19 protein-coding genes are annotated in these 25,210 nt (G+C 39.1%); 11 read left to right on the forward strand and 8 right to left on the reverse strand.

Annotated features, from left to right (window positions below; translation table 11 throughout):
* Positions 1-26 precede the first annotated feature (26 nt).
* Positions 27-1,034: a hypothetical protein gene (locus I8T81_RS14110; RefSeq protein ID WP_198071490.1), complete on the forward strand. Its 1,008-nt coding sequence runs from the start codon at positions 27-29 to the stop codon at positions 1,032-1,034.
* Positions 1,035-1,057: 23 nt separating this feature from the next.
* Here I8T81_RS14110 and I8T81_RS14115 read toward each other — a convergent pair whose 3' ends face one another.
* Both I8T81_RS14115 and nfuA read right to left on the reverse strand, forming a co-directional pair.
* Positions 1,058-3,313, reverse strand: a complete 2,256-nt coding sequence (locus I8T81_RS14115; protein WP_198071491.1) for a TonB-dependent siderophore receptor — start codon at positions 3,311-3,313, stop codon at positions 1,058-1,060.
* 166 nt (positions 3,314-3,479) lie between these two features.
* Complete coding sequence (gene nfuA / locus I8T81_RS14120; RefSeq protein ID WP_004703125.1) at positions 3,480-4,118, reverse strand: Fe-S biogenesis protein NfuA; 639 nt, start codon at positions 4,116-4,118, stop codon at positions 3,480-3,482.
* A gap of 158 nt (positions 4,119-4,276) precedes the next feature.
* On the opposite strand from nfuA, the gene I8T81_RS14125 reads away from it, so the two are divergent.
* From I8T81_RS14125 to I8T81_RS14145, 5 genes are all read left to right on the forward strand, one after another.
* Positions 4,277-4,894 carry a rhomboid family intramembrane serine protease gene (locus I8T81_RS14125; protein WP_019456839.1) on the forward strand — a complete coding sequence of 206 codons (618 nt, stop codon included), beginning with the start codon at positions 4,277-4,279 and terminating at the stop codon, positions 4,892-4,894.
* A 169-nt stretch (positions 4,895-5,063) separates the two neighbouring features.
* Positions 5,064-6,740 (forward strand): arylsulfatase, encoded by a 1,677-nt coding sequence (locus I8T81_RS14130; protein ID WP_198071492.1) that lies wholly within the window; start codon positions 5,064-5,066, stop codon positions 6,738-6,740.
* The gene (locus tag I8T81_RS14135; RefSeq protein ID WP_198071493.1) at positions 6,737-7,744 is read left to right on the forward strand and encodes a formylglycine-generating enzyme family protein; all 1,008 of its coding nucleotides are present in this window, start codon (positions 6,737-6,739) and stop codon (positions 7,742-7,744) included. Before I8T81_RS14130 ends, I8T81_RS14135 begins: the two co-directional genes overlap by 4 nt.
* Before the next feature lie 115 nt (positions 7,745-7,859).
* Positions 7,860-8,024 carry a hypothetical protein gene (locus I8T81_RS14140; protein ID WP_004703129.1) on the forward strand — a complete coding sequence of 55 codons (165 nt, stop codon included), beginning with the start codon at positions 7,860-7,862 and terminating at the stop codon, positions 8,022-8,024.
* Positions 8,025-8,564: 540 nt separating this feature from the next.
* Positions 8,565-10,112, forward strand: a complete 1,548-nt coding sequence (locus I8T81_RS14145) for a hypothetical protein (protein ID WP_198071494.1) — start codon at positions 8,565-8,567, stop codon at positions 10,110-10,112.
* Positions 10,113-10,157: 45 nt separating this feature from the next.
* Here I8T81_RS14145 and I8T81_RS14150 read toward each other — a convergent pair whose 3' ends face one another.
* Positions 10,158-11,492: a D-serine ammonia-lyase gene (locus I8T81_RS14150; protein ID WP_198071495.1), complete on the reverse strand. Its 1,335-nt coding sequence runs from the start codon at positions 11,490-11,492 to the stop codon at positions 10,158-10,160.
* Between the two features lie 163 nt (positions 11,493-11,655).
* Positions 11,656-13,287, reverse strand: coding sequence for an inorganic phosphate transporter (locus I8T81_RS14155; RefSeq protein ID WP_198071496.1), 1,632 nt, complete (start codon positions 13,285-13,287; stop codon positions 11,656-11,658).
* A 464-nt stretch (positions 13,288-13,751) separates the two neighbouring features.
* On the opposite strand from I8T81_RS14155, the gene metH reads away from it, so the two are divergent.
* Together metH and I8T81_RS14165 are read left to right on the forward strand one after the other, a co-directional pair.
* On the forward strand, positions 13,752-17,438 hold the full coding sequence (gene metH / locus I8T81_RS14160) for a methionine synthase (protein ID WP_198071497.1): 3,687 nt from the start codon (positions 13,752-13,754) through the stop codon (positions 17,436-17,438).
* Between the two features lie 67 nt (positions 17,439-17,505).
* Positions 17,506-17,709, forward strand: coding sequence for an amino acid transport protein (locus I8T81_RS14165; RefSeq protein ID WP_198071498.1), 204 nt, complete (start codon positions 17,506-17,508; stop codon positions 17,707-17,709).
* Between the two features lie 9 nt (positions 17,710-17,718).
* On the opposite strand, the gene I8T81_RS14170 is transcribed toward I8T81_RS14165, so the two are convergent.
* Positions 17,719-18,165 (reverse strand): hypothetical protein, encoded by a 447-nt coding sequence (locus tag I8T81_RS14170; protein WP_198071499.1) that lies wholly within the window; start codon positions 18,163-18,165, stop codon positions 17,719-17,721.
* Between the two features lie 172 nt (positions 18,166-18,337).
* Between I8T81_RS14170 and I8T81_RS14175 the strand changes: the two genes are divergently transcribed.
* Positions 18,338-19,483, forward strand: coding sequence for an aldose epimerase family protein (locus tag I8T81_RS14175; protein ID WP_198071500.1), 1,146 nt, complete (start codon positions 18,338-18,340; stop codon positions 19,481-19,483).
* A 67-nt stretch (positions 19,484-19,550) separates the two neighbouring features.
* Here I8T81_RS14175 and I8T81_RS14180 read toward each other — a convergent pair whose 3' ends face one another.
* The gene (locus I8T81_RS14180; RefSeq protein WP_198071501.1) at positions 19,551-20,771 is read right to left on the reverse strand and encodes an MFS transporter; all 1,221 of its coding nucleotides are present in this window, start codon (positions 20,769-20,771) and stop codon (positions 19,551-19,553) included.
* A 106-nt stretch (positions 20,772-20,877) separates the two neighbouring features.
* On the opposite strand from I8T81_RS14180, the gene I8T81_RS14185 reads away from it, so the two are divergent.
* Positions 20,878-21,666, forward strand: coding sequence for an AraC family transcriptional regulator (locus I8T81_RS14185; protein WP_198071502.1), 789 nt, complete (start codon positions 20,878-20,880; stop codon positions 21,664-21,666).
* Here the strand turns inward: I8T81_RS14185 and I8T81_RS14190 are convergent.
* Both I8T81_RS14190 and def read right to left on the reverse strand, forming a co-directional pair.
* Positions 21,633-22,955 (reverse strand): glutaminase, encoded by a 1,323-nt coding sequence (locus I8T81_RS14190; protein WP_068936588.1) that lies wholly within the window; start codon positions 22,953-22,955, stop codon positions 21,633-21,635. The two genes, I8T81_RS14185 and I8T81_RS14190, sit on opposite strands and share 34 nt — an antisense overlap.
* Positions 22,956-23,133: 178 nt before the next feature.
* Positions 23,134-23,616, reverse strand: coding sequence for a peptide deformylase (def, locus tag I8T81_RS14195; protein WP_068936590.1), 483 nt, complete (start codon positions 23,614-23,616; stop codon positions 23,134-23,136).
* A gap of 233 nt (positions 23,617-23,849) precedes the next feature.
* Here def and I8T81_RS14200 point away from each other — a divergent pair, with 233 nt between their 5' ends.
* Complete coding sequence (locus tag I8T81_RS14200; protein ID WP_198071503.1) at positions 23,850-25,148, forward strand: MFS transporter; 1,299 nt, start codon at positions 23,850-23,852, stop codon at positions 25,146-25,148.
* Positions 25,149-25,210 lie beyond the last annotated feature (62 nt).

A 25,210-nucleotide genomic window follows, 5' to 3' on the forward strand; every position in this document is an offset into this window, starting at 1 on the left:
ATAAAACTTCGGACTTGTGAGACCTTATGTCTACCCAACCAATCATTGAAAAACTTATTGAAGCTCATCTAGATTTTCTAGATGAGCAATTTGCTCAGACTCAAGTCATCCAACAAGAGTTTGAGCAGTTTTATCATTGGTTGGGTAGCCAGCAGTTACAACAATTGTGGACTTTTGAACAAATTCAACAGCTCATTCAAAAGCAGATTTTAGATACACCTGCTTCTGATTTTTTGATTGAACAAATTGTTGAGCATATTCGCTTTGCACTCATTCATCCTGCAAATGACACAGCAACGGTTGAAGATGTTATTCCTGTTTTAACCATTGACAGCATTGCGCAGTATGTTGCAAGTAAAGAACAGCATCGTAAAAAACTCATTAAAACAATTGTAAATAATCCAGCCTTTTCTGCACTGCTCACGCAACTGATTCAGCAAACAATGCATGATTATTTAGATGAATCTATGTCAAAACGCGTACCAGGTGTAGGTCGTTTTATGAAAATGGGCAAATCGGTATTAGAAACCGTGACCGATTCTAATCTCGATGACACGATTAACCATTATTTGCAAAAGAATATTTTAAAACTCAGCCAAATGAGTGAACGTGTTTTAAACCAACATTTTGACAATGATAAGCTTTATCACTTTCAAGCTAATATTTGGCATAAAGTTAAAACGATGCCACTTTCTGTTTTAAAAAATTATATAGAAACTGAAGATTTAACCAAAACGGTTGGTTTAGGGCATGAAATTTGGGACCATATTCGTCAAACTGATTATCTAAAACAACAAGTCCATGATGGTATTTATACGTGGTACGCGCGTAACCAAGAACGTAATTTTGACTTGTTACTGCGAGACCTAAATATTGAAGAAAGCCTAGTACAACAAGAACTTACTCAGTTACTTGTACCCGTATTACAACAACTCGTTACAACAGGACATTTAAGACGCCGTGCCCGTGTGTACTTAGAAAAGTTTTATTACTCTGAAAAAGCATTAGATATTTTAAATAACAAAGGCGCTTGAAGCGCCTTTGTCATAAGTCTTGTTTAGAAAGAATATTTTAAAGATGCATAATAAGCTCGACCTGGCTCGTTGTAAGTTTGGCTAATTGAGTTACTATCTCTTAAAATTTGTTTATCAAATAGATTACTTACACCAACGCGTGTACTTATATTATCTGAAAATTTATAACCGACGTTAATTCCAGCAATACTATAGCTTTTTACAGTACTTGGCTTAAGTGCAGAATTTGCTCCACCTGAGCCAATCCCCGATTCGAGTCTATTCTCGGCAAACTGGCGTGATTTTTGACGGCCATATTGCGTGAACACAAAATTCACATCTAACTGATCTGTAATGTCATAATCAAAAATTGAGTTAATCGTATAGTTTGGCACTAAAGATAATGGGTTCCCTGTCTGTTTATCTTTCGAGTCCATCATATAAGTAAAGTTGTTAGTCCAGCGGATATCACCGAAGTCTAATCCCAAGCTTCCCTCAAAACCTTGAATTAATGCTTTAGGCGTATTTTCCCAACGTAAGATATTCCACTTGGTATTGGTCACAGCGCCAGTATTTACATTGGTGCTTGAACCATCTACTGTTCCAACAACATTTGTACCAGCTACAATTTTATCTTTATAGTCATTGCGGAACCAAGTTAAGCTCGCATTCACGATATCCTTTTGGAACTGAATACCAAGCTCTTTGTTTACCGAAGTCTCGGGTTTTAGATCACCATTACCCTGTAATAAACAACGTGAATCAATATTAGCCGGGCAACCATTACCATTTGTACTTAACAAATACCCTTCGGCATTTTGATACATATTCGGTGCTTTATAGGCTTTTGCTACCCCACCTTTTAAAGTGAAATAATCATTGAGTCTTTGAGTAACGTTTAAGCTTGGACTCCAATTAGAACCTGATTTGCTGTGATCATCGAAACGTAAACCTAATACCACATCAGTGCTGTCTGTAAATTTTAGGTTATCTTCGATATATGCAGAAGCAATACGTGATTCCATTTTACTGCGATTGCCTTTAGCTAATTGATCGCCATAACCCGAACCACTACTGTCTGTACCCTGATTTGTCGAAATATTATCTTTAAATCTGTCTTCAACCCATTCAGTACCTACTGTTAATACATGCGGTACATAATATTCAAAAGGAATATTGGCTTCACCATTTAATCGAAGCGTTTCTAAGCGTGAAGTGGCTTTGTCATCCAGATTATTAATTTTTCCTTCTGTGCTACCGCCCAAACCTTCAGGAAGACGCTTATTGTGAGTTTTATCATATTGAGCAACGAGCTTACTTTTACCCCAAGACCAATCCCCTTCATGCGTTAATGCATAGCTATCACGGTACATAGTATTGGTTTCTTTACCGATGAGCTGCGAAAGAATCGTATCCGTTTGGGCATTTGCATTTAACTGAGAATCACCAGAATAAATATTGCCTTGTTTGCTAGAAGAAACATCGAGTAAGACAGTTTGCTGGTCTGTTGCCTGCCAAGCTAAACGGCCTGAAATATCTTTATTTTTAACGCCTTCACGGCCAGCTGCTGTACTACCTATTGATTTATTAATATCGACGTCGTCAGCTTCTGTTTTATTGTAATTACCATATAAACGATAAGACAAAACGTCTTTAATCAATGGCCCACTTACGTTAAAACCAACACGATTTGATGCACCTTCTTTAGAGTCTTCAGGTTGTGAAGTATAAAACTCTACCGAACCATGGGTTTCATTCGTCACTTTTTTAGTAATAATATTGACTACACCACCCGCAGCACCAGAGCCATAACGAGCTGCTGCTGGTCCACGTAAAACTTCGATCGACTCGATTGCTTCTGCTGGTACCCAGTTTGAGTCACCGCGTGTATCACGCTCTCCTTTCCAACCATAACGAACTGAATTACGAGAATTAATCGGTTTTCCATCCACTAAAATAAGTGTATTTTCTGGTCCCATTCCACGAATATCAATTTGTCTATTATTACCACGCTGCCCTGTTGCGCTATTACCAGTTAAATTGACACCCGGCATACGACGTACATAGTCAGAAATATCATTACGAACAGGTAGCTTTTCTAAATCTTCTTTGGTAATCACCGACACACCGAGCGATTGCTTCACCTGCTCTTCAGCTGTTACAAAAATTGTTTCCAATTTCACAGGTTCAGCAGGCTTTTCTAATGTTTGTTCTTGCTCGCTTTGTGCAGCATAAGTCATAGACATCATACTTGCCAGTACTGAAACAGAAAGCACTGACTGGATAATACGCTTCGACATAAGTATTCCCAATATATTGATTTATTAAACATCTCTCATTTTCAGTTTCGCATTGTAACAAAGATAAATAAAATTACAAATGATATTGATAATAATTATCATTATTTATATTGAATAATAAAAAAACCTCATATAGAGGCTTTTTTATTTCATTTTTCAAATAATTTTATTTGAAGTAAGCACCTTCAGCTTGTGTATGGTCTGTTTGGTCAACCACACGTTGAAGCTCAGGAATGTTTTCTTTCAAAGTTGTTTCTACACCTTGTTTTAAAGTCACATCAATTGCAGAACAACCTTGGCAACCACCACCAAATTTTAATACAGCAGTTAAACCATGTTCTGGGTCGTCTTGTACTTCTACCAAACTACAGTTACCGCCATGCCCTGCAAGACCTGGGTTAATTTCTGCTTGAAGAATATAAGTAATACGTTCTTCAATTGAAGCATCTGGTCCTACACGTGGCACTTTTGAATTTGGTGCACGGAAAGTTAACTGACCACCGAAACGGTCTTTGTTGTAATCAATTACAGCGTCTAAAAGATATGGAATAGACGGTGCATCAATGTATGCAGGAAAATCAGGATAGTCCTGTTTATAGTCCGTTGGTACAACTTCTTCTGGTGCGCTATATGCCATACAGCACTCTGCACGTGGTGTACCCGGATGTTCAACAAAAATTCGAACGCCAATTCCCGGAGTATTTTGCTTCGCCAATAATTCGTGCAAATACTCTTGTGCAGATGGTGTAATCAAAAGGTTCGGAATTTCTTCTGCAACAGCAGTGTTGGTGTTCTCAGTCGACATAACAATATTCCTCAAGCTGATGCCTTTATATTAACCGAAGATGAGGTGGATTTAAAAAAAATCAACTAAATTTGTCGGATTTATACACAACAGGGTTTCAAGTTGTATTTTTAATGGCATTATTGACCCCAGTATTGATCATTTTTTAAATATTTCTTATGTTGAATTTGCCGTTTAACCATACCATTACCCTTATTATTATTACGGTCGTCGTGTCTTTACTTGCTTTTAGCAATCAAAATGTTATGAATCGTCTGATCTTCTGGCCTCCTGCAATGCAACGTGGACAATTTGATCGTTTCATCACACATGGCTTTATTCATGCAGATGGGACACATTTACTGTTCAACATGATTACCCTGTTTTTCTTTGGCAGTATTATCGAGAGTTTTTATCGCCAATATTTTTATGACATGGGCTTTGTGTTGTTCTATTTAGGCGGTTTAATTTTTGCGATTTTACCAAGCTATCTACAACATAAAAATGATGCAAACTGGGCAAGTCTTGGGGCTTCAGGAGCGGTGTCTGCTGTTCTATTTGCTTATATTCTGTTTCAGCCATGGAAGCTGATTTTTGTATTTTTTATTCCTGTACCAGCGATTATTTTTGCGGTTTTATATGTCGCTTATAGCATTTGGGCAGGCAAACGTGGCAATACTCATATTAACCATAGTGCCCATTTATGGGGTGCGGCTTACGGCGTGATTGTAACAATCTTGATTGAACCAAGAGTGATTCCGCATTTCCTAGATCAACTTACCCGTTTGCCATTTTAAACTGAATATTTTTGAAAAGCCCATTAAGGGCTTTTCTTTTTTTCTCATTTATTTATGAATATAAATGCTCAGACATTTTTCTGATTTTCTTTGATCAATTCCTTGTTTTGATTGCAAAAACCATCTGATTAAACTCGTGCACAATTCTTTTAATAATTCAGATGATACAATGAAGTACAAAGCTCTTTTATCTAGTCTTTCCATTGCTTTATTTAGCTTATCTTTAGCTGGCTGTAACGATAATAATTCACAAGAAACTGCAACAACTACATCAAAGCAACCCAATATTCTGTTCATTATGGCCGATGACTTAGGCTATTCAGATTTAGGAGCCTTTGGTGGTGAAATACATACGCCTAATATTGATAGTCTGGCGCAAGAAGGACGACTTTTAACGGACTATCATACTGCACCAACTTGCTCCCCTACTCGCTCGCAACTCATTTCTGGTACTGACCATCATCTAGCAGGTATAGGCGCTATGGCAGAGCTTACACCAGACCATTTAAAAGGGCAGCCAGGCTATGAAGGCTATTTAAATGAACGCTCTTTATCGATTGCTCAGGTGCTCAAAGACAATGGTTATCGGACGTATATTAGTGGTAAGTGGCATTTAGGGTTAACCCCTGAAACCAATGCACATGCCAAAGGTTTTGATCATTCATTTACCTTATTACAAGGTCTAGATCATCACTTTAAACAAGCTCCAAGTGCCTTTAAACGCAACTCGACTTATACCGAAGATGGTCAAATTATTCCTGTTTCAGCATTACCTGATGACTTCTTCTCGACCAACTACTTTACCGACAAATTGCTGAGCTACTTAGAATCAGGCAAAAATAGTGGCAAACCGTTCTTTGCTTATGCTGCCTATACTGCACCTCACTGGCCTATACAAGCTCCAGCAGAATACCGTGACAAATATCGTGGCGTTTATGATGTTGGCTACGATGCTATTCGTAAAGCACGTATAGCTCGCCAAAAACAGCTTGGAATTATTCCGACAAACTTTGAAGCAGCAGAACCAATTGCAACACAAAATGCACCACAGAAATATGGAAAATGGGATGAGTTAACGGCTGAACAGAAAGCACTTGAAGCACGTAAAATGGAAATCTACGCAGGTATGGTAGAAAATCTTGATGCCAACGTGGGCCGAATTATCCAATATCTAAAACAAAATAATCTTTATGAAAATACTTTAATTTTCTTTGTTTCTGACAATGGCGCAGAAGGTTTTATTCGTGGTGGATATGGTAGTGAATCTGGTTTTGATAACTCTGTAACAAACGTAGGTACGCCTACTTCATACCACTATATTGGACCACGTTGGGCCGAGGTCAGTGCGGCACCTTTCCACTTATGGAAAGATACGGCTGGCGAAGGTGCAACGACTGCACCTGCTATTGTGAAATTACCAAATCAGAAAAAAGCAGAAGCAACCAATCATAGCTTTGCATCTGTACTCGACGTTTTTCCAACCTTATTAGATTATGCCCATATTCAAGTCCCTCAGGGCCAATATAAAGGTCGAACCATTAATACACCGAGCGGTTATTCTTGGAAATCTGTACTTGAAAATAAATCACAAACCATCCGTCCAGCAAATTTCAGCTTTGCCGATGAACTCCATGGTAGTAAATATGCCAAACAAGGCGAATGGAAAATTGCGCTTCAAGGTCGCCCTGAATTAGGCACGAGTACTTGGGAGCTCTATAACATTGCCACTGATCGTGGTGAAAATCACAATGTTGCGCAGCTTTACCCAGCAAAAGTACAAGAGTTGCTCTCGGTTTATCAAAAATACACTGAGCAAAATGGCGTACAGGAATATAACGTCAAATGAAATTGAAACTGCTTTTAAGCACTGCAATCAGCCTGTTATTCATTGCAGGCTGTAGTAAGTCTGAACATAGCTATGACACGAAAAAAGTTGTACCAAAGCAAGCCACCCCATCGGCTGCTTTGGGTTCTATTGAACAATGTAAAAGCTATACAGGCCTTCCAGCAGGTTGGCTTAAAAATACAACGGCTGGAATGGTGTTCATTCCAGATGGACATTTTAATTTTGGTTCTGAAAAAGCTTATCCTGATGAACTTAATTTCGGGAAAAAACAGCGCGAAGTTAAAGGTTTCTGGATTGATCAGACTGAAGTTACGGTCGCTCAATTTGCAAGTTTCATAAAAGCAACTGGTTATATTACCGATGCTGAAAAACAAAAACAGGCAGCTGTTTTTTCACCAGACCCTCATCACCCACAGCAATGGTGGCAACTCAAATCTGGATATACCTGGAAAATGCCAAATGGCCAAAATGGCGCACTTCCCAACCCTCATGAACCTGTACGCTACGTGACAAAAAATGATGCTGAGCATTATGCAGTTTGGCTAGGACGCGATTTACCCACAGAACTTGAATGGGAGTACGCCGCTAAAGCAAACTCACAGACCGACACGCCTTTACACCAAGCACCTACTGATGAACATCAGCATCCCCAAGCAAATTACTGGCAAGGTGCATTTCCTTTTGAAAATTTGAATCAAGATAATTTTACGAGTGTTGCTCCTGTCGGCTGCTTTAAACCTAATGGCTTTAAACTATTCGATATGATTGGAAATGTTTGGGAATGGACATCCTCTCCCTACCAAGGCGCACATGATCAGCATATGGGTAATTATTCTGATTTAAGACAAAAAGAAATGAGCAGTACCCAATATGTCATTAAAGGAGGCTCATTTTTGTGTGCTGAAAATTATTGTTCACGTTATCGAAACAGTAGCCGTTACCCTCAAGATTTTGATTTAGCTGCTACACATGTTGGTTTTAGAACAATTTTACGTACACCTTAACAAGTTAAAACTATTTTGTAGTATTGATATTTCTTAACCAAAAGTAGATCGAAAAACGATCTAATAATTTTTATAGTAAATAGTAAAAGGGAGAATGATAAAAAGTGAGAACAATATGAAAGTATTACTAGTTTGTGCAGCAGCAATTTTCACACTATCACTATCTGCTTGTGCAGTTTATACCCCAGCTGGCAGTGTGGTGGTCGATCCGGATTCGCCTTATCACAATCATCCAGGTGATTTTTGTCCACCAGGACAAGCTAAAAAAGGCCGTTGCTAAAGGTTTAGATAGACTGTAACGAATTGACCTTGCCCTTTAGCAAGATGACTTACAGCTCACGTGAAGGGTTTCACCCAAAATTAGATGGGGCGAAACTAGAAAATTATGGTGCAAAAAAATCACCATATCCCCAAGATTTTTAAAAGACAATCTTACGTTGTCTTCCATCTAGTTTCACCCCAATTCTTTCTTATTCCGTTTCACTAGTCTTATCGTTTAATAAAAAAGTCTAGTTTTTTAATCATCATCGTATCTTTTTTATTGATACATTTTGAACATTTTATCTTCAGTTTAGACCTGATGAATTCGCTCTATACAAAATAATCATTTATGTAACGTAAGTCCATAAAAATGTTCTAAAAATGTGAAAAAAAATGATGTAAAAATGAGATCGAATTATCATAAAAATTCACTCAAACTACCTCTATCACATAAATAATTTAATTTTGATTTTGTCAGTTATTGCCACTCGTTTCTTTACGTTGGCATAGATAATGTATACACCTGTATATTAATGATACCGTACAAGTGAGATATTTTATGTCCAGTCAGAGTCAAGTAGAAGGTCTACAATTTCCAATACACGCTTCAACAAAAAAGCAAAGTACTTCTCGCACAGGCCAAGAGATTTTGTCAGAAGCTTTATCTATTGTAGATAATAAAACTGCTCAACAGATTTTGACTGAAAAAAACTGGCGAAAAAATTATCCAACATACTTTAAATCGCTTGTTCAGCATGGACTTTCTAATAACAACAATCCAATCACCATTGCAAAACAAGGGTTACATAAGGCACATCATCTTTTTGATTTTTTTAGAGATGGCAAACATTACCTTTTAAAAGATGCTCTTCGCATTCCTTCGTCTGCACCTTTAAATACAGTAAAGTTTAAAGGCGAAAGTGAATCGGCACCGGAATGGTATGTTCCATATAAAGGTCAGAAACTCAGTGGACAAAGTCTTCTTGACCAAATTCAAAAATGGGAAAATGCAGGAATTATTGAACCAAGCCATGCAAACGCATTACGTGAAGCTATCGCACATCCTGAATGGTTTGATTTATCAGACCGTACTATGGTGTTGTTTGGTGCAGCATCGGAAGCGGGTCCCTTACCTTGGCTGGCAAAATGGAAAGCTAATATTATTGCAATAGACTTACCAAATTCACGAGTGTGGGGCAAAATCTTAAATACGATTAAAAATGGAAATGCAACGCTTATTGCACCTACGATTGAATCAGTTGACTCATCAGCAAAAGCCTCAGAGTTAAGAGATAAATTAGGTGCCAATTTACTGACTCAACTTCCAGAAATTGCACAGTGGTTAGTTCAATTTCCACAAAAGTTAGATTTAGCTGCTATTGCGTATTTAGACGGTGAAAAACATGTCCGTGTTTCAATGGCAATGGATAGCATTATGCAATATGTGAGTGAACATAAATCAGATACCAGCTTAATGTTCATGTGTACTCCAACCGATGTTTACGCAGTACCTCAAGAAGTTGCAGAAGCAGCTCAAGAGAAATTTAAATCGCGTTCACAACTACAGAAAATGGCTGCGAAAGGAGTTTCTGCTCTTTCACTTAAACGTTTTTTCCAAGCGCCTTATCAAGATTTAATTACCAGTGAGAATGGTAAAACTTATGGTATTGCAGACTGCTTAGTAGTTGAACAAGGACCAAACTATGCTTTGGCAAAACGCATTCAACAATGGCGTGCAACACTTGCTCGTCATCAAGGCCAACGTGTAAGTATTAATATTGCTCCATCTACTACAACTCACTCGGTGACCAAAAACCCATTACTTAAAGCAGCATTTAATGGTGCTGAACTTTTTGATGTCGAAGCATTCAGCCCTGAAACGACCAATGCGATTATGGCAGCGCTATGGATTCATGACTTAAGAAGTGAGTCCTCAGTAGCAAACCCAGAAACTGTACTTGATCATCCTCTAGAATTAATGATGGAAGGTGCCAATCACGGTGGTCTATGGCGTGTGGCTTATTTAGCCCGTACAGCTCTCCCTTTTGCTGCTATTTACGGTTTTGCAGCAGAGAAACTTCCTTTTAAGAAATTCTCGAAAAAATAATGAAATTAAAAGCCCAATTTTCGAATTGGGCTTTTTTTAATCTAATTATTTGTTTTGACTATAAGTTAAATACTTTTGCATTTCATCCGGTGGCACCATACCACCACCAGTCGCCCAGACCACATGTGTTGCCTGCTTTAACTTCTCTGCAGACAATTGATGCAAAGCTAAATAATCAGGAGTAGTTTGCACATAATATGCCCCCATCATGCCAGCCGCTGCTGAGGGTTCAACTTGAATATTTTCAGTTTGATTTAAAAGTGCAATCAGCTCATATAAACGTTCATCATGAATCGTGTAGTAACCATCAATTAACTGCTCCATAGCTCGCCCTACGAATCCAGAAGCACGACCAACAGCTAACCCATCTGCAGCAGTAATGTTATCTAAACCAATATCATTTACTGAAATCTCATCATGCAGTCCTGTATGCACACCCAATAACATACAAGGTGAATGCGTGGGTTCTGCAAAGATACAATGTACATGCTCACCAAAAGCAAGTTTAAGCCCAAAACTCACGCCACCGGGGCCACCACCTACACCACAAGGTAAATAAACAAATAATGGATGTTCAGCATCGATTTTAATCTGCTTTTGCTCACACTGCTGTTTTAAACGTAACCCCGCAACGGCATAACCTAAAAATAATGTTGTTGAATTTTCATCGTCAATAAAAAAGCAATTTGGATCTTGTTCTGCAGCTTTACGTCCCTGCTCTACAGCAACCCCATAATCACTGTCATATTCAACCACGTTAACGCCCAATGAACGCAATTTATCCTTTTTCCATTGCCTTGCGTCGGCAGACATATGCACTGTCACTCTAAAGCCGAGCTTCGCACTCATAATACCAATAGATAAACCAAGATTACCTGTAGAGCCTACTGCAATTTGATATTTGGAAAAAAATGTCCGAAATGCATCTTGGTCGAGTTTACTGTAATCGTCTTCTAACTTAAGAAGCCCTGCCTCAATTGCTAGTTTTTCAGCATGAGCCAAGACTTCATAAATACCACCACGTGCTTTAATTGAACCTGAAATCGGTAAATGACTATCTTTTTTAAGCCAAAGGCTGCCTGTAAGTTCCTTTTGCTCTTTTACAGATAGGGCGTGTTGCATATTTGCAATTTCAACTAACTCGGATTCAATTTTTCCGTGTTGCGTTTGAGTTTCAGGAAAGACTTTTGCCAAGTAAGGAGCAAAACGGTCTAGCCTAGCCTCGGCGTCTTTTACATCTTGCTCGCTAAGACCAACTTTCGCGAGTGCATCTTTTAAAGGATAACGATTCGGGTTAAACCAAAATGTTTCTTGGTAATCTTGTAATGTTTGAATGAGTGGGAATTGTTGTTTTAGCTGATCAAGTTGAACCGTTTTCATCCTATATCCTTTCATCAATTTTTTGAGCTAGTCACACAGCAATAAGTATTTGCAATAATCATTCATTCTTTACTGAATTTATCTGAAAAAAGCGATCTTTTTTTTAAAGATGCCAATAAAAAAGCCACTAATCATAGTGGCTTTTTAGATTTAAACAGACAACTTAAATGAACTTTAAGAACAACCAATATAAACCACCAGACAAACAGATGGTCGCAGGTAAAGTAAATATCCAAGCTGATAAGATTGTTTTAACAGTATTAAAGTTTAGACCAGATTTATTTGCAACCATGGTACCTGCAACAGCACTGTTTAAAACATGTGTAGTTGAAACTGGCATACCTAAACCATCTGCTGCTGCAATTGTACTCATTGCAATAAGCTCAGCAGACATACCTTGACCATAAGTCATATGGTTCTTACCAATACGCTCACCTACAGTTACCACAATGCGTTTCCAACCGACCATAGTGCCAAGACCAAGCGCTAATGCAACTGCAACTTTCACCCAGTTTGGAATGTACTGTAAGAATGAATCCAAGCTACCACGATAATCTTTCACAAGCTTTTTCTGTGAATCATCCATTTTTGGTAAAGCATCTGCTTTATCCAAACGTTTAAACGTGGTTGTGCTTAAATACATGTCATTACGAATTTCACTAATCGCAGCTTCTGGAATATCTTTTAAGTCGCGATAGCTAGAAACACGAGCACCTAAGTGGTCAGTCATACTTGCCAATGCAGGTACAACTTCAGGTGTTTGTTGCTTGGTTTGAATATATTTAGTTAAAACTTCACGCGCTTTTTCATCATTCAATTCTTGCTGATTATGGTTTAACAAAACAGCAGTTTGAGAAGAAAGCTGGTGGAATGATTGAACCTGTTGTGTATCGAGGTTTTTATTGATTGAATAAGCTAATGGTACTAAACCAACCAAAATGAGCATGATGAGTCCCATACCTTTTTGGCCGTCATTTGAACCGTGTGCAAAACTTACACCTGTACAGGTAAAGATTAAAATTGCACGAATAATTGCTGGTGGTGGCTTATTACCTTCAGGTGGCTGAAATAATTCTAATTGGCGTTTAAAAATAGTTTTAACCAACAAGAATAAGATTGCTGCAAAAGCAAAACCAATTAAAGGTGAAAATAATAATGCCTTACCTACTTTAATCACCTGATCCATATCTACACCACTAGTCGTTACGCCAGTCGATGCACTCAATAGATGGTTCATAATACCCACGCCCAAGATTGAACCAATCAAGGTGTGAGAGCTAGAAGCTGGGATTCCTAAGAACCAAGTACCAAGGTTCCAAAGAATTGCAGCGATTAACAATGCAAATACCATTGCAAAGCCAGCACCGCTACCCATATTCATGATAAGTTCAACAGGAAGCAATGCAATGATGCCATAAGCAACAGCACCACTTGCGACCATTACCCCAAGGAAATTACAAAAACCAGCCCACATGACTGCAACTGGTGCCGGCAATGCATTTGTATAAATGACCGTTGCAACTGCATTGGCAGTGTCGTGGAAACCATTTACAAATTCAAAGCCCAATGCAATAAAAAGCGCAGTAGATAAAAGAATAACCGAATAAAGGCTCAAAGGTGGAACATGCGCTAAATCAGCACTAACCTGAAACCCAATATAAATAAGTGTTGCAACAATAATCGTCAGAAACACCGGCATAAAAAATTTCGGTGTTGGGACGTGTACATTCGTCGATTTTGCTTGCAGGTTTGCCGCAAGTTTTGAATCCGAAACAGGGGGTAGATTAGAATTCATGCAGACGGTAAGAGGATAATAAAATCCTCTGTATTCTTAAATTAAATTATGACAATTATATGACAAAGAGCCGCCTGATGAAGTCAATTTTTTATATTTTGACCTCATTTGATGCACCTTTCCTCGCTATTTTTTATTTTTTTATTAAAATACAATAACTTAAATCATTATTTACGAGCTCCTTTTGTGCTTATTTTTACAGCAAAAAAATAAATAAAATGACCCATATGTTTATTTTTCATACAAAGCAACTGTAATATTTCGGCATATTGGGCATGAAATATTTCAATATCATGATCATTTGATGAATATTTCATGAAAATTCTTTTGTTTTTGTCATAAAACCGGCTCTTTTTTCTAATTTTTACTCATCGACTCGTGACCTTCGTAGGTCATCATTTGTGCTGCTATTCTGTTACAATAGCGCCGCATTTTTAAATTCATATAAAAGATCGGGGTTTTCTATGTCTACGCTTGCCACCCTAAAAGCGCTTCTTGCTAAACGCATTCTGATTATTGATGGTGCCATGGGAACGATGATCCAGCGCCATAAGTTAGAAGAAGCCGACTACCGTGGTGAGCGTTTTGCCGATTGGGCACATGACTTAAAAGGCAACAACGACCTTTTAGTTTTGACACAACCTCAAATCATTCAAGGCATTCATGAAGCTTATCTTGATGCTGGTGCAGATATTATTGAAACCAATAGCTTTAACGGTACGCGTGTTTCAATGTCTGACTACCACATGGAAGATCTTGTTCCAGAGATTAACCGTGAAGCAGCACGTTTAGCCAAAGCAGCTTGTGAAAAGTATTCAACTCCAGACAAGCCGCGTTTTGTAGCAGGTGTACTTGGGCCAACTTCGCGTACTTGTTCAATTTCACCAAATGTAAATGACCCTGCTTTTCGTAACATTACCTTTGATGAACTAAAAGAAAACTATATTGAAGCGACTCATGCGCTGATTGAAGGCGGTGCAGATATCATTCTGATTGAAACCGTATTTGATACCTTAAACTGTAAAGCTGCGATTTTTGCGGTAAAAGAAGTCTTTAAACAAATTGGTCATGAATTACCAATCATGATTTCAGGGACCATTACCGATGCATCGGGTCGTACCTTAACAGGTCAAACTGCCGAAGCGTTCTGGAACTCTGTACGTCATGGTGACTTACTATCGATTGGTTTTAACTGTGCGCTTGGTGCAGATGCAATGCGTCCTCATGTAAAAACTATTTCCGATGTCGCAGATACGTTTGTTTCAGCACACCCAAATGCAGGCTTACCAAACGCTTTTGGTGAATATGATGAAACACCAGAACAAACTGCTGCATTCTTAAAAGAATTTGCAGAAAGCGGCTTAATTAATATTACTGGTGGTTGCTGTGGTACCACACCTGATCATATTCGCGCTATTGCTAATGCAGTAAAAGACATTGCACCTCGCCAAGTTCCTGAAACAGTCCCTGCTTGCCGTTTAAGTGGTTTAGAGCCATTTAATATTTATGATGACTCACTTTTCGTGAACGTGGGTGAACGTACTAACGTTACAGGTTCGAAAAAATTCTTACGTCTCATTCGTGAAGAAAACTTTGCCGAAGCTTTAGAAGTTGCACAGCAGCAAGTTGAAGCTGGCGCACAAATTATTGACATTAACATGGATGAAGGGATGCTCGATTCGCAAAATGCGATGGTACATTTCTTAAACCTTGTAGCTTCTGAACCAGATATTTCACGTGTGCCAATAATGATTGACTCATCAAAATGGGAAATCATTGAAGCTGGCTTAAAATGCGTACAAGGTAAACCCGTTGTTAACTCGATTTCATTAAAAGAAGGTTATGACGAGTTTGTCGAAAAAGCTCGCCTGTGCCGTCAATATGGTGCTGCCATTATTGTGATGGCCTTTGATGAAACAGGTCAGGCCGACACTGCTGAACGTAAACGTGAAATCTGTAAACGTTCTTATGATGTTTTGGTTAATGATGTCGGCTTCCCTGCTGAAGATATTATTTTTGACCCGAACGTGTTTGCTGTAGCAACAGGGATTGAAGAACACAACAACTATGGCGTCGATTTCATTGAGGCCACAGGTTGGATTAAACAGAACTTACCGCATGCCATGATTTCTGGTGGCGTGTCGAACGTTTCATTCTCGTTCCGCGGTAACGAGCCTGTTCGTGAAGCGATTCACTCTGTGTTCTTGTACCATGCCATTAAGCAAGGCATGACCATGGGTATTGTGAATGCTGGTCAAATGGCAATTTATGATGATATTCCAGCCGAGCTAAAAGAAGCAGTTGAAGATGTTATCTTAAACCAAAACCAAGGTGAATCAGGTCAAGCTGCGACTGAGAAACTGCTTGAAGTAGCAGAAAAATACCGTGGACAAGGCGGCGCAGCTAAAGAAGCTGAGAACCTTGAATGGCGTAATGAGTCGGTTGAAAAACGTCTTGAATATGCATTGGTTAAAGGTATTACCACTTATATTGACCAAGATACAGAAGAAGCTCGCCTCAAAGCAAAACGTCCTTTAGATGTAATCGAAGGCGCTTTGATGGATGGTATGAACGTGGTTGGTGACTTGTTCGGTTCAGGCAAAATGTTCTTACCTCAGGTTGTGAAATCTGCACGTGTTATGAAGCAAGCTGTGGCTTGGCTCAACCCGTACATTGAAGCTGAAAAAACAGGCAGCCAATCTAAAGGTAAAGTCCTCATGGCAACTGTTAAGGGCGACGTACACGATATTGGTAAGAATATTGTTGGCGTAGTACTTGGCTGTAATGGTTACGACATTGTTGACCTTGGCGTGATGGTACCTTGCGAGAAAATCTTGCAAACTGCAATTGATGAAAAATGTGACATCATTGGTTTGTCTGGTCTGATTACTCCATCTTTGGATGAGATGGTATTTGTTGCGAAAGAAATGCAGCGTAAGGGTTTTAACATTCCTTTATTGATTGGTGGCGCGACTACTTCTAAAGCACACACAGCAGTAAAAATTGACCCTCAGTATCAAAACGATGCAGTGATTTATGTTGCCGATGCTTCACGTGCTGTAGGTGTTGCAACCACTCTCCTTTCAAAAGAAATGCGTGGAAACTTTATTGCAGAGCATCGTGCTGAATATGCCAAGATTCGCGAGCGCTTAGCCAACAAACAGCCAAAAGCTGCAAAATTGACTTATAAAGAGTCGGTTGAGAATGGTTTTAAAATTGACGAAAGCTATGTACCACCAAAACCAAATCTTTTAGGAACACAAGTCCTCACCAACTACCCTCTTGCAACCCTTGTAGAGTATTTTGACTGGACACCATTCTTCATTTCTTGGAGCTTGGCAGGTAAATTCCCGAAAATTTTAGAAGATGAAGTGGTGGGTGAAGCGGCAACTGACCTTTACAACCAAGCTCAAGCAATGTTGAAAGATATTATCGACAACAACCGTTTTGATGCTCGTGCTGTATTTGGTATGTTCCCAGCACAGCGCACTGACGCAGACACCGTCAGCGTATTTGATGAAGCTGGTCAAAATGTTACACATACTTTTGAGCACTTGCGTCAGCAATCTGACAAAGTGACAGGTAAACCAAACTTGTCTTTAGCAGATTACATTCGTACTGACCGTGAGCAGCAGGACTACTTAGGCGGATTCACTGTATCGATTTTTGGTGCAGAAGAATTGGCAAATGAATACAAAGCAAAAGGTGATGACTACTCTGCAATTTTAGTGCAGTCATTAGCCGACCGTTTTGCTGAAGCTTTTGCTGAACACTTACATGAACGTATTCGTAAAGAGTTCTGGGGTTATAAAGCTGATGAACAGCTTAGTAATGAAGAACTGATTAAAGAGAAATACGTCGGTATTCGCCCTGCACCGGGCTACCCTGCTTGCCCTGAGCACTCTGAAAAGGCAGTGTTATTTGATTGGTTAGGTTCTACCGAAAAAATCGGTACTAAACTGACTGAACACTTTGCAATGATGCCGCCATCTTCGGTAAGTGGTTTCTATTATTCACATCCACAAAGCGAATACTTTAACGTGGGCAAAATCTCTCAAGACCAACTTGAAGATTATGCAAAACGTAAAGGTTGGACACTAGATGAAGCGAAGCGTTGGTTAGCGCCGAATTTAGATGATTCGATTGTTTAAGCTTATGTAATTTTTGAGAAGAGCTACATGTGTAGCTCTTTTTTATTCAAACATTTAGAAATTCTTTATGAACACAACTCAACTTTTTCTCGGCGTAATCTTTAGCTCCATTGGGCTAGGCTATTTTCTTTATGGAAAAAAGCAAGAAATGACTGTGCCTTTTACTGTGGGTTTAGTTTTAATGATTTTCCCTTATTTTATTGAGAGTAATATCTTGCTTAGTAGCATTGGTACTCTACTATCTGTTATTCCCTATTTTTTACGTTTTTAGTGTCATTTCTTAAACGATTTGAACTTCCTCAACTCTTAAGTGATGCATCATTTCTCGAATAAATACAAAGTAGGTAAAAATATAAAGCTGATCTGGAGCCACTTGGCTTGTGTAGTAGCTCAAACGCTCAATAAAATCATTGAATCCATGCTCAAGCTCAATACGACTGATTTTCTTTTTTGCACTAAAAAATAACTCACTGAGTTGTATCATAGCTGCATCAGACGTAACAGCTACACCACTTATCTTTAAATTTCTGAGAGGTTTTGACTCGATGATTTCTTCAATAAAATAAATCATCTTTTCGATAGCAAGCTCATCAATCACACCATAGCGAATGCTTTTTGCATTAACAAAACCCAAGCCCTGCTCAATTTGAATGTGCTGGTTGTCTAAGGCAAATGACATGCCATTAAGACCAAGCGAAAATTTTAAAACCGAGTCGAGATGAGTCATAAAAATAGCTTACCGTTGAATTTTACTAATAGGATTAGTGCCAGCTTATTCAATACTTAGCGTTAACAGCGCTAATCATCATTAACACTATATATAATAAAAAACTCTTTAAAAAGACGAGAATTCAATCTTATATTCATGCAATTCCATAATTAAAAAATAGAGTATAAACATGAAAAAATTAGTAATTTTAGGTATTACGATTTATAGCTTTGCCCAACTTACCAATGCAGCCACATTAAATGTAAAACCATATGGTACAACTCAAGACGGTCAAAAAGTTGATTTATACACTATGAGCAATAACAAAGGAGTCTCTGTATCTTTTATTAGTTATGGTGGTGTAATTACACAGATTTTGACTCCCGATGCACAAGGTAAACAAAATAATATCGTTTTAGGCTTTGATGACCTAAAAGGTTATGAAGTCACTGATACCAAGGAAGGCATTCATTTTGGTGGATTGATTGGTCGTTATGCAAACCGTATTGGCAATGCTCAATTTAGCTTAGATGGAAAAACGTATAATCTTGAAAAAAATAATGGTCCGAATTCATTACATAGTGGTAATCCGGGTTTTGATAAACGTGTTTGGCAAGTTAAACCCCTCGTTTCCAAAGGTGAAACCGTTAAAGCTTCGCTTAAGTTAACCAGTCCAAATGGTGATCAAGGTTTTCCCGGAAAGTTAGATGTAGAAGTGATCTATAGCCTTTCAGATCAAAATGAATTCCAGATTGAATATAAAGCCAAAACTGATCAACCTACAGTCGTTAATCTCACTAACCACAGTTATTTCAACTTATCAGGAGCTGGCAATAACCCTTATGGTGTACTCGATCATGTTGTCCAGCTAAATGCAGACCGTGTATTGGTAACCGATCAAAACTCTTTACCCACAGGTGAAATAGCGTCGGTTGCAGGTACACCTTTTGATTTTCGAACTCCTAAAGCAATTGTGAAAGATATTCGAGCGAATCATCAGCAATTGGCCTATGGATATGGCTATGACCAAACTTGGGTACTTAACCAAAAGTCTCAAGGAAAGTTAAATCTTGCAGCTCATGTTTTTGATCCAAAATCTAAACGGACACTGCAAGTCTTAACTACTGAACCAAGTGTTCAAATGTATACAGCTAATCATTTACTAGGAAATGTTGCTGGTGCAAATGGCGTACTCTATCGACAAGCAGATGCGCTAGCATTAGAAACACAGCATTTTCCAGATAGCCCGAATCAACCATCTTTCCCTTCTACACGTTTGAACCCAAATCAAACTTATAACAGTGTCACCGTATTTAAATTTGGTATTCAGAAATAGTCTTTTTAATTGGAACTATATTTATCTAAAAAGACTCTCAGCCGAATATGACTGAGAGTCTTTTCATTTATTTAACTTTTGTGTTTGGTAAAAATGCGGTGGCAAATCCAAGTAATGGCAAGAATGAACATAAACCAAATACCCATTCAATGCCGTTAATATCAGCTAAATGTCCCAACCCTGCTGCGGCAATACCACTTACCCCAAACATAAGTCCAAACATTAAACCTGCGATCATACCCACACGGCCCGGAACAGCTTCTTGTGCGTAAACCACCATTGCGGCAAAAGCTGATGACAACACTAAACCTGCAATAATTGAGAAAACTGTTGTCCAGAATAAGTTTGCATACGGCATCATTAATGCAAACGGCGCCATACCAATAAATGAAACCCAGATAACCGCTTTACGACCAATTTTGTCACCAATTGGGCCACCTGCAAATGTACCTAAAGCAACAGCTGCCAAAAAGGCAAATAAATGCAACTGAGCAGTCTGGATGCTGATATGGAACTTTTGAATAAGATAAAAAGTAAAGTAGTTACTAATGCTGGCAATGTAAGTAAATTTGGCAAACATTAATAAACTAATTGTGCTCAAAGCAATAATAAGCTTACGGCCATGCAATTTAGTATGTGCTTGAGTTGCACGTGCAACCACCTGACTTTTGGCATGACTTATAGTCCAACGGCTTACACCAAATAAAACCCAAATTGCTAAAAGTGCAATGATAACCAAGCCCGCAACTGCATGCTGCCCAAATGGAACAATCAATAATGCTGCTAATAATGGGCCAATGGCAGTACCTGTGTTTCCGCCCACTTGGAAAGTCGACTGTGCCGTACCAAAGCGCCCACCCGATGCCATACGCGCCACACGCGAAGCTTCTGGGTGAAAGGTGGCAGACCCTACCCCAATCAGTGCAGATGCACATAACAACACAGCAAAACTTGGTGAAAATGCCAACAAGATAATGCCGCAGAATGTGACCATCATGCCGAGAGGGAGAAGATACGGTTTTGGATGTTTATCGGTATAAAGTCCAATCCAAGGCTGTAGCAGCGAACCTGTGATTTGATATACAAATGAAATCAGGCCAACCTCCGCAAAACTCAGCGAAAAGTTTGCTTTTAGCATTGGATAAATAGCGGGTAGCACTGCTTGAATTAAATCATTCAGTAAATGTGCGACTGCCACAGCGCCTACAATTTTAATAATCATTCCTTGAGGCTGATCATTTGCAACGGTATTGGCAATACCATCTTTCAATTGTATTGAAGACGTCATACCTGAAAAACTCCAATATTTTAAGTAAGATGTTTATTGTAAATTGTCGCTTATAAAGTTATCTTCCAATAATCATCGTATAAGTGACAATTTTTTAGGATAGTTTATGTCCGATTCTCTTATTCAGTCTGATTTGTCTGAACTTGTGATTGGGCTATCTTCTGAGCATGCTTACCGAGAAATCACGCCTACCCATACACATACACGTGCGCAGTTTCTGTATGCATCCACAGGCAACATTCAGGTGTTTACGCCTAATCATGTCTGGATTGTGCCGCCCATGTGTGCATTATGGATTCCTGCCCATGTAGAGCACAGCGTGATTTCACTGAGTCACGTAAAGTTAAATACGGCGTTGGTTGAAGTAAATGCAGCCGCTCTAATGGGTCAGCATTGCTTTATTATTCGAGTAAGCAACTTGTTGCATGAGCTTTTGATTCGTTTAAATGAAATTGAGCGAGAAGACACGCCAAATACAGCGACATCTCAAGAACTTTCCCGTTCTTTACAAATTTTGATTTTTGAAGAAATTCATCGTGCCAATTTGTTGCCTATTCAGATTCCGTGGCCGAAAGACAAACGGTTATTAAAAATTTGCCAAGAGTTATTACATACTCCTGACCATTCAAAAGATTTGACAGATTGGGCTGATGAAATTGGTACGAGTTCTAGAACTCTAATGCGCATGTTCCAAAAAGAAACAGGGCTGTCGTATCGGGCATGGTTGCAACAAATGCATATTGCACTTGCGTTAAGTAAAATTGCGAATGGTGAATCTATTGCTCAAATTTCAGAATCACTGGGGTATACAAACCCCAGCGCGTTCAGTGCGATGTTTAGGCGACACCTAGGAAAAACACCTCAGCAGTTTAGAAGTGCCGCGATGTCGCTATAAGTCTTTTTTTTAGTGCGGATCTCATGCTTTTCGAGCAAATCATCAAAATCGTGGTAGACATGAAGCTCACGATCTTTCGCTGTTCTGGCATGATCTAATCTTTGTTCAGGGTCGACTAGAACAAGCGTATGTCCATCATCAATCAGACGATCAACACCTTCTAAGAACATACGTTTACCCACATCGTGGATAAGTGAAATCTGAGTTAAATCAATAACAATTGTGCTTTGGTCAATGGTCTCATCTTGCAAAATACGCAACAACATTTCAGCTTCAGTAAATTTCAATACACCACGAAGCACATACACACTTAATGAAGCATCTTTTCCTGTACGATAATGACTTTGTACAATGGTTTGTGCAGAAGGTGTACCTTCCATGAGATGTAATCCCATGTCACGAGATAATCGCTCTAAAATATCGATACCTCGAATACTATGACCATGCTCATCTAAACGAGGAGAAAAAGCAGCAATACTGACCTGACCTGGCAGCACACCTAAAATACCGCCTGCTACACCACTCTTAGCAGGAATACCTACAGTCGACAGCCAGTCACCTGCGGCATCATACATACCACAGCTCATCATGACACTGAGTACTTGTCTAACCACAGATCGGTTTAACAAACGCTTTCCAGTTTTAGGGTCGACCCCACCATTGGCAAGTACACTGCCCATACGTACCAAGTCTTTAACTGTAACCATGATCGCACATTGGCGAATGTAACCATTCACAATATCGACAGGGTCAGTTTCCAAAATTCCGACAGTTCGCAACATATAACCGATCGAAAGATTACGGTAGGCTGTTTTGACTTCCGAATCATAAACAGACTCATCAAAACTTAATTCGCGGCCTGCAAGCTCGCTCATAAAGCGGCGTAGAATTTCTGCGCTATGTAAACCATGCTTGACCTGAATCAAGGAATGTACAGTAATTGCGCCAGAGTTAATCATCGGGTTTTTCGGACGTCCGTCTTTACCCAATGAAATTTCATTGAAGGCTTCCCCCGAAGGCTCTACCCCTACTTTCGCAAGTACTGCATCAATGCCAAGTTGTTGTAAAACATAGGCATATACAAAAGGTTTAGAAATCGACTGTATGGTGAATTCGACATCATCATCACCAACCGAATAAATTTCGCCATCTACCGTAGACATTGCTAAAGCTAATCGATCTGGGTTTGCATTTGCCAACTCAGGAATATAATCGGCAAGATGACCGCTGTTATCGATGTCACAGGCTTCTATAACATTTGCCAAATATTCTGGGAGAGGGGTTTTCATGGTCAGTAACCTTAAATGAGGAGATTCACAACATCGCGCAAAATTTCAGCACAACCTGCTGATAATATTAAAATTATATCTTTTGTAATGATTTAAATATCACGCTATAAGTATTGTAATTGCTATGTCTTATTCATTTCAAGCTCATTATAGCTTTTTCAAAACTTTAAACTGAAGATTAGCTTATTCTTTCTACAAACAAGATTCCATTTAAATGATCGACTTCATGTTGAACAATGCGAGCTGGAAAACCATGAAAAATTGTTTCAACCATCTCCCCTTTAAGTGTCAGATATTTAACCTTTACCATTTCTGCACGTTCAACTTGTCCACGCTCATCCGGCACACTTAAACAACCTTCTTCACCCAAAAGTGTTTCACTCGAAAATTCTAAAATTTCAGGATTTACCATCACCACAGCATCCATTTCAGGTGCATCGGGATAGCGTGGGTTTGGTCGAGATGCCACAATAATGACGCGTTTAGAGATATAAACTTGCGGTGCGGCAATCCCTACTCCATTACGCTCAAGCATCGTTGCTTGCATAGCGGCTGCCAACTGATAAAGCCAATCACTGTTTAACTCATTTGCCGAGACTGGAGCAGCAATCAGTTTCAAAATATCTTCACCACGCTTTGCGACTGGTAAAACTACACTCATCCTTTGAATCTCTCATTAAACTGGCTATGACAAGTTTTATTGTGTCGCTGAACGACTCAAAAGAAAAGTTATTCCTACATCTGTTTTTGTTTCATCTAATGCATTTTTTGTTTTAAAGCTTTTATATTACTTAGCCTAGCCCGTACTTGAATAATAGAACAAATTTCCTCCATTTACTTTTACTTCACTTTTCCATTAATATCCAAACTTCAACTACAACAATTAAGTAAAAAATGGATCAGGACTTAACTTTGCAGGATGCGAACTATCTTAATAAAGAAGATAAACGAACCCTTGCCCTTTCTTCATTGGGTGGTGCTTTAGAGTTTTACGATTTCGTGATTTATGTGTTTTACGCCAAAATCATTTCTGACTTGTTTTTCCCCAGCACACTCAGCCCATTTTGGGCCATGCTTAACACTTACGGCATTTTTGCAGCAGGTTACTTTTTTAGGCCCTTAGGCGGGGTGGTTATGGCCCATTTTGGTGATTTGGTTGGGCGCAAAAAACTATTTTCGCTTTCTATTTTGCTGATGGCGCTGCCTACCCTGTTTATCGGGATATTGCCCACCTTTGAAAATATTGGATATTTGGCACCGCTACTTTTATTGCTTATGCGAGTGGTACAAGGGATTGCAATTGGAGGTGAAATTCCAGCCGCATGGACATTTGTGTCTGAACATGTACCTGAAAGAAAAATTGGTATGGCAAATGGTTTACTCACCGCTGGACTGTCTTTAGGAATTTTACTAGGTGCGCTCATGTCTTTATGGATTTCACTGAATTTTAGTGAAGGACAAATCCATGACTGGGCTTGGCGTATACCCTTTATTGCAGGTGGTATTTTTGGTCTAGTTGCACTTTATCTAAGAACGTATTTAAAAGAAACACCTGTGTTTAAAGCCATGCAGGCCCGTAAAGAAATTTCAAAAGAAATGCCAGTCAAGCAAGTGTTAAAAACGCATAAAACAGCCGTTGCGATTGGCATGTTATTTACATGGTTTTTAACTGGCTGTGTGGTGGTGGTGATTTTAGCCATGCCAAATTTGTTGATTGGCTCATTTGGTTTTGAGCGCGCACAGACTTTTGAAATGCAAAGCGCGGCTATTGTCATGCAAATGGCCGGTTGTATTTTGGCGGGCTATTTTGCTGACCGTTTTGGCTGTGGCAAAGTCATGATGGTCGGTACACTTGCCGTAGCACTCACAGCAGCAGTTTTTTATAACAGTTTAGGACATGCCGCACATTCAACCATTTTTGGTTTATATATGTTGTTGGGTCTATGCTCAGGTACTGTCGGCATGGTATCGAGCAGTATGGTCAAAATGTTCCCCGCGCCTGTGCGTTTCTCGGGCATTTCATTTTCTTATAATTTGTCATATGCGATTGTTGGCGGTATGACACTGCCTCTCGTTCATTGGCTCAGTCAATATAGTGATATTGGTGCGATGTATTATATTTTCGCGCTGACTATTTTGGCCTTTGTGACTGCTTTTGTATTTTGGAATAAGTTTGAAAAAAACAGGTATTAAACGCTTTAACTTATTAAATAAAAAAACCACGCCGATTGCGTGGTTTTTTAATGCTGCTTACT

The organism is Acinetobacter seifertii, from assembly GCF_016064815.1.
In the GTDB taxonomy this organism is placed as follows: domain Bacteria; phylum Pseudomonadota; class Gammaproteobacteria; order Pseudomonadales; family Moraxellaceae; genus Acinetobacter; species Acinetobacter seifertii.

Coding starts and splice junctions, on each gene's coding strand:
- I8T81_RS14110 (WP_198071490.1), top strand. CDS start 27: ATGTCTACCCAACCAATCATTGAAAAACTTATTGAAGCTCATCTAGAT.
- I8T81_RS14115 (WP_198071491.1), bottom strand. CDS start 3,313: ATGTCGAAGCGTATTATCCAGTCAGTGCTTTCTGTTTCAGTACTGGCA.
- nfuA (WP_004703125.1), bottom strand. CDS start 4,118: ATGTCGACTGAGAACACCAACACTGCTGTTGCAGAAGAAATTCCGAAC.
- I8T81_RS14125 (WP_019456839.1), top strand. CDS start 4,277: ATGTTGAATTTGCCGTTTAACCATACCATTACCCTTATTATTATTACG.
- I8T81_RS14130 (WP_198071492.1), top strand. CDS start 5,064: ATGAAGTACAAAGCTCTTTTATCTAGTCTTTCCATTGCTTTATTTAGC.
- I8T81_RS14135 (WP_198071493.1), top strand. CDS start 6,737: ATGAAATTGAAACTGCTTTTAAGCACTGCAATCAGCCTGTTATTCATT.
- I8T81_RS14140 (WP_004703129.1), top strand. CDS start 7,860: ATGAAAGTATTACTAGTTTGTGCAGCAGCAATTTTCACACTATCACTA.
- I8T81_RS14145 (WP_198071494.1), top strand. CDS start 8,565: ATGTCCAGTCAGAGTCAAGTAGAAGGTCTACAATTTCCAATACACGCT.
- I8T81_RS14150 (WP_198071495.1), bottom strand. CDS start 11,492: ATGAAAACGGTTCAACTTGATCAGCTAAAACAACAATTCCCACTCATT.
- I8T81_RS14155 (WP_198071496.1), bottom strand. CDS start 13,287: ATGAATTCTAATCTACCCCCTGTTTCGGATTCAAAACTTGCGGCAAAC.
- metH (WP_198071497.1), top strand. CDS start 13,752: ATGTCTACGCTTGCCACCCTAAAAGCGCTTCTTGCTAAACGCATTCTG.
- I8T81_RS14165 (WP_198071498.1), top strand. CDS start 17,506: ATGAACACAACTCAACTTTTTCTCGGCGTAATCTTTAGCTCCATTGGG.
- I8T81_RS14170 (WP_198071499.1), bottom strand. CDS start 18,165: ATGACTCATCTCGACTCGGTTTTAAAATTTTCGCTTGGTCTTAATGGC.
- I8T81_RS14175 (WP_198071500.1), top strand. CDS start 18,338: ATGAAAAAATTAGTAATTTTAGGTATTACGATTTATAGCTTTGCCCAA.
- I8T81_RS14180 (WP_198071501.1), bottom strand. CDS start 20,771: ATGACGTCTTCAATACAATTGAAAGATGGTATTGCCAATACCGTTGCA.
- I8T81_RS14185 (WP_198071502.1), top strand. CDS start 20,878: ATGTCCGATTCTCTTATTCAGTCTGATTTGTCTGAACTTGTGATTGGG.
- I8T81_RS14190 (WP_068936588.1), bottom strand. CDS start 22,955: ATGAAAACCCCTCTCCCAGAATATTTGGCAAATGTTATAGAAGCCTGT.
- def (WP_068936590.1), bottom strand. CDS start 23,616: ATGAGTGTAGTTTTACCAGTCGCAAAGCGTGGTGAAGATATTTTGAAA.
- I8T81_RS14200 (WP_198071503.1), top strand. CDS start 23,850: ATGGATCAGGACTTAACTTTGCAGGATGCGAACTATCTTAATAAAGAA.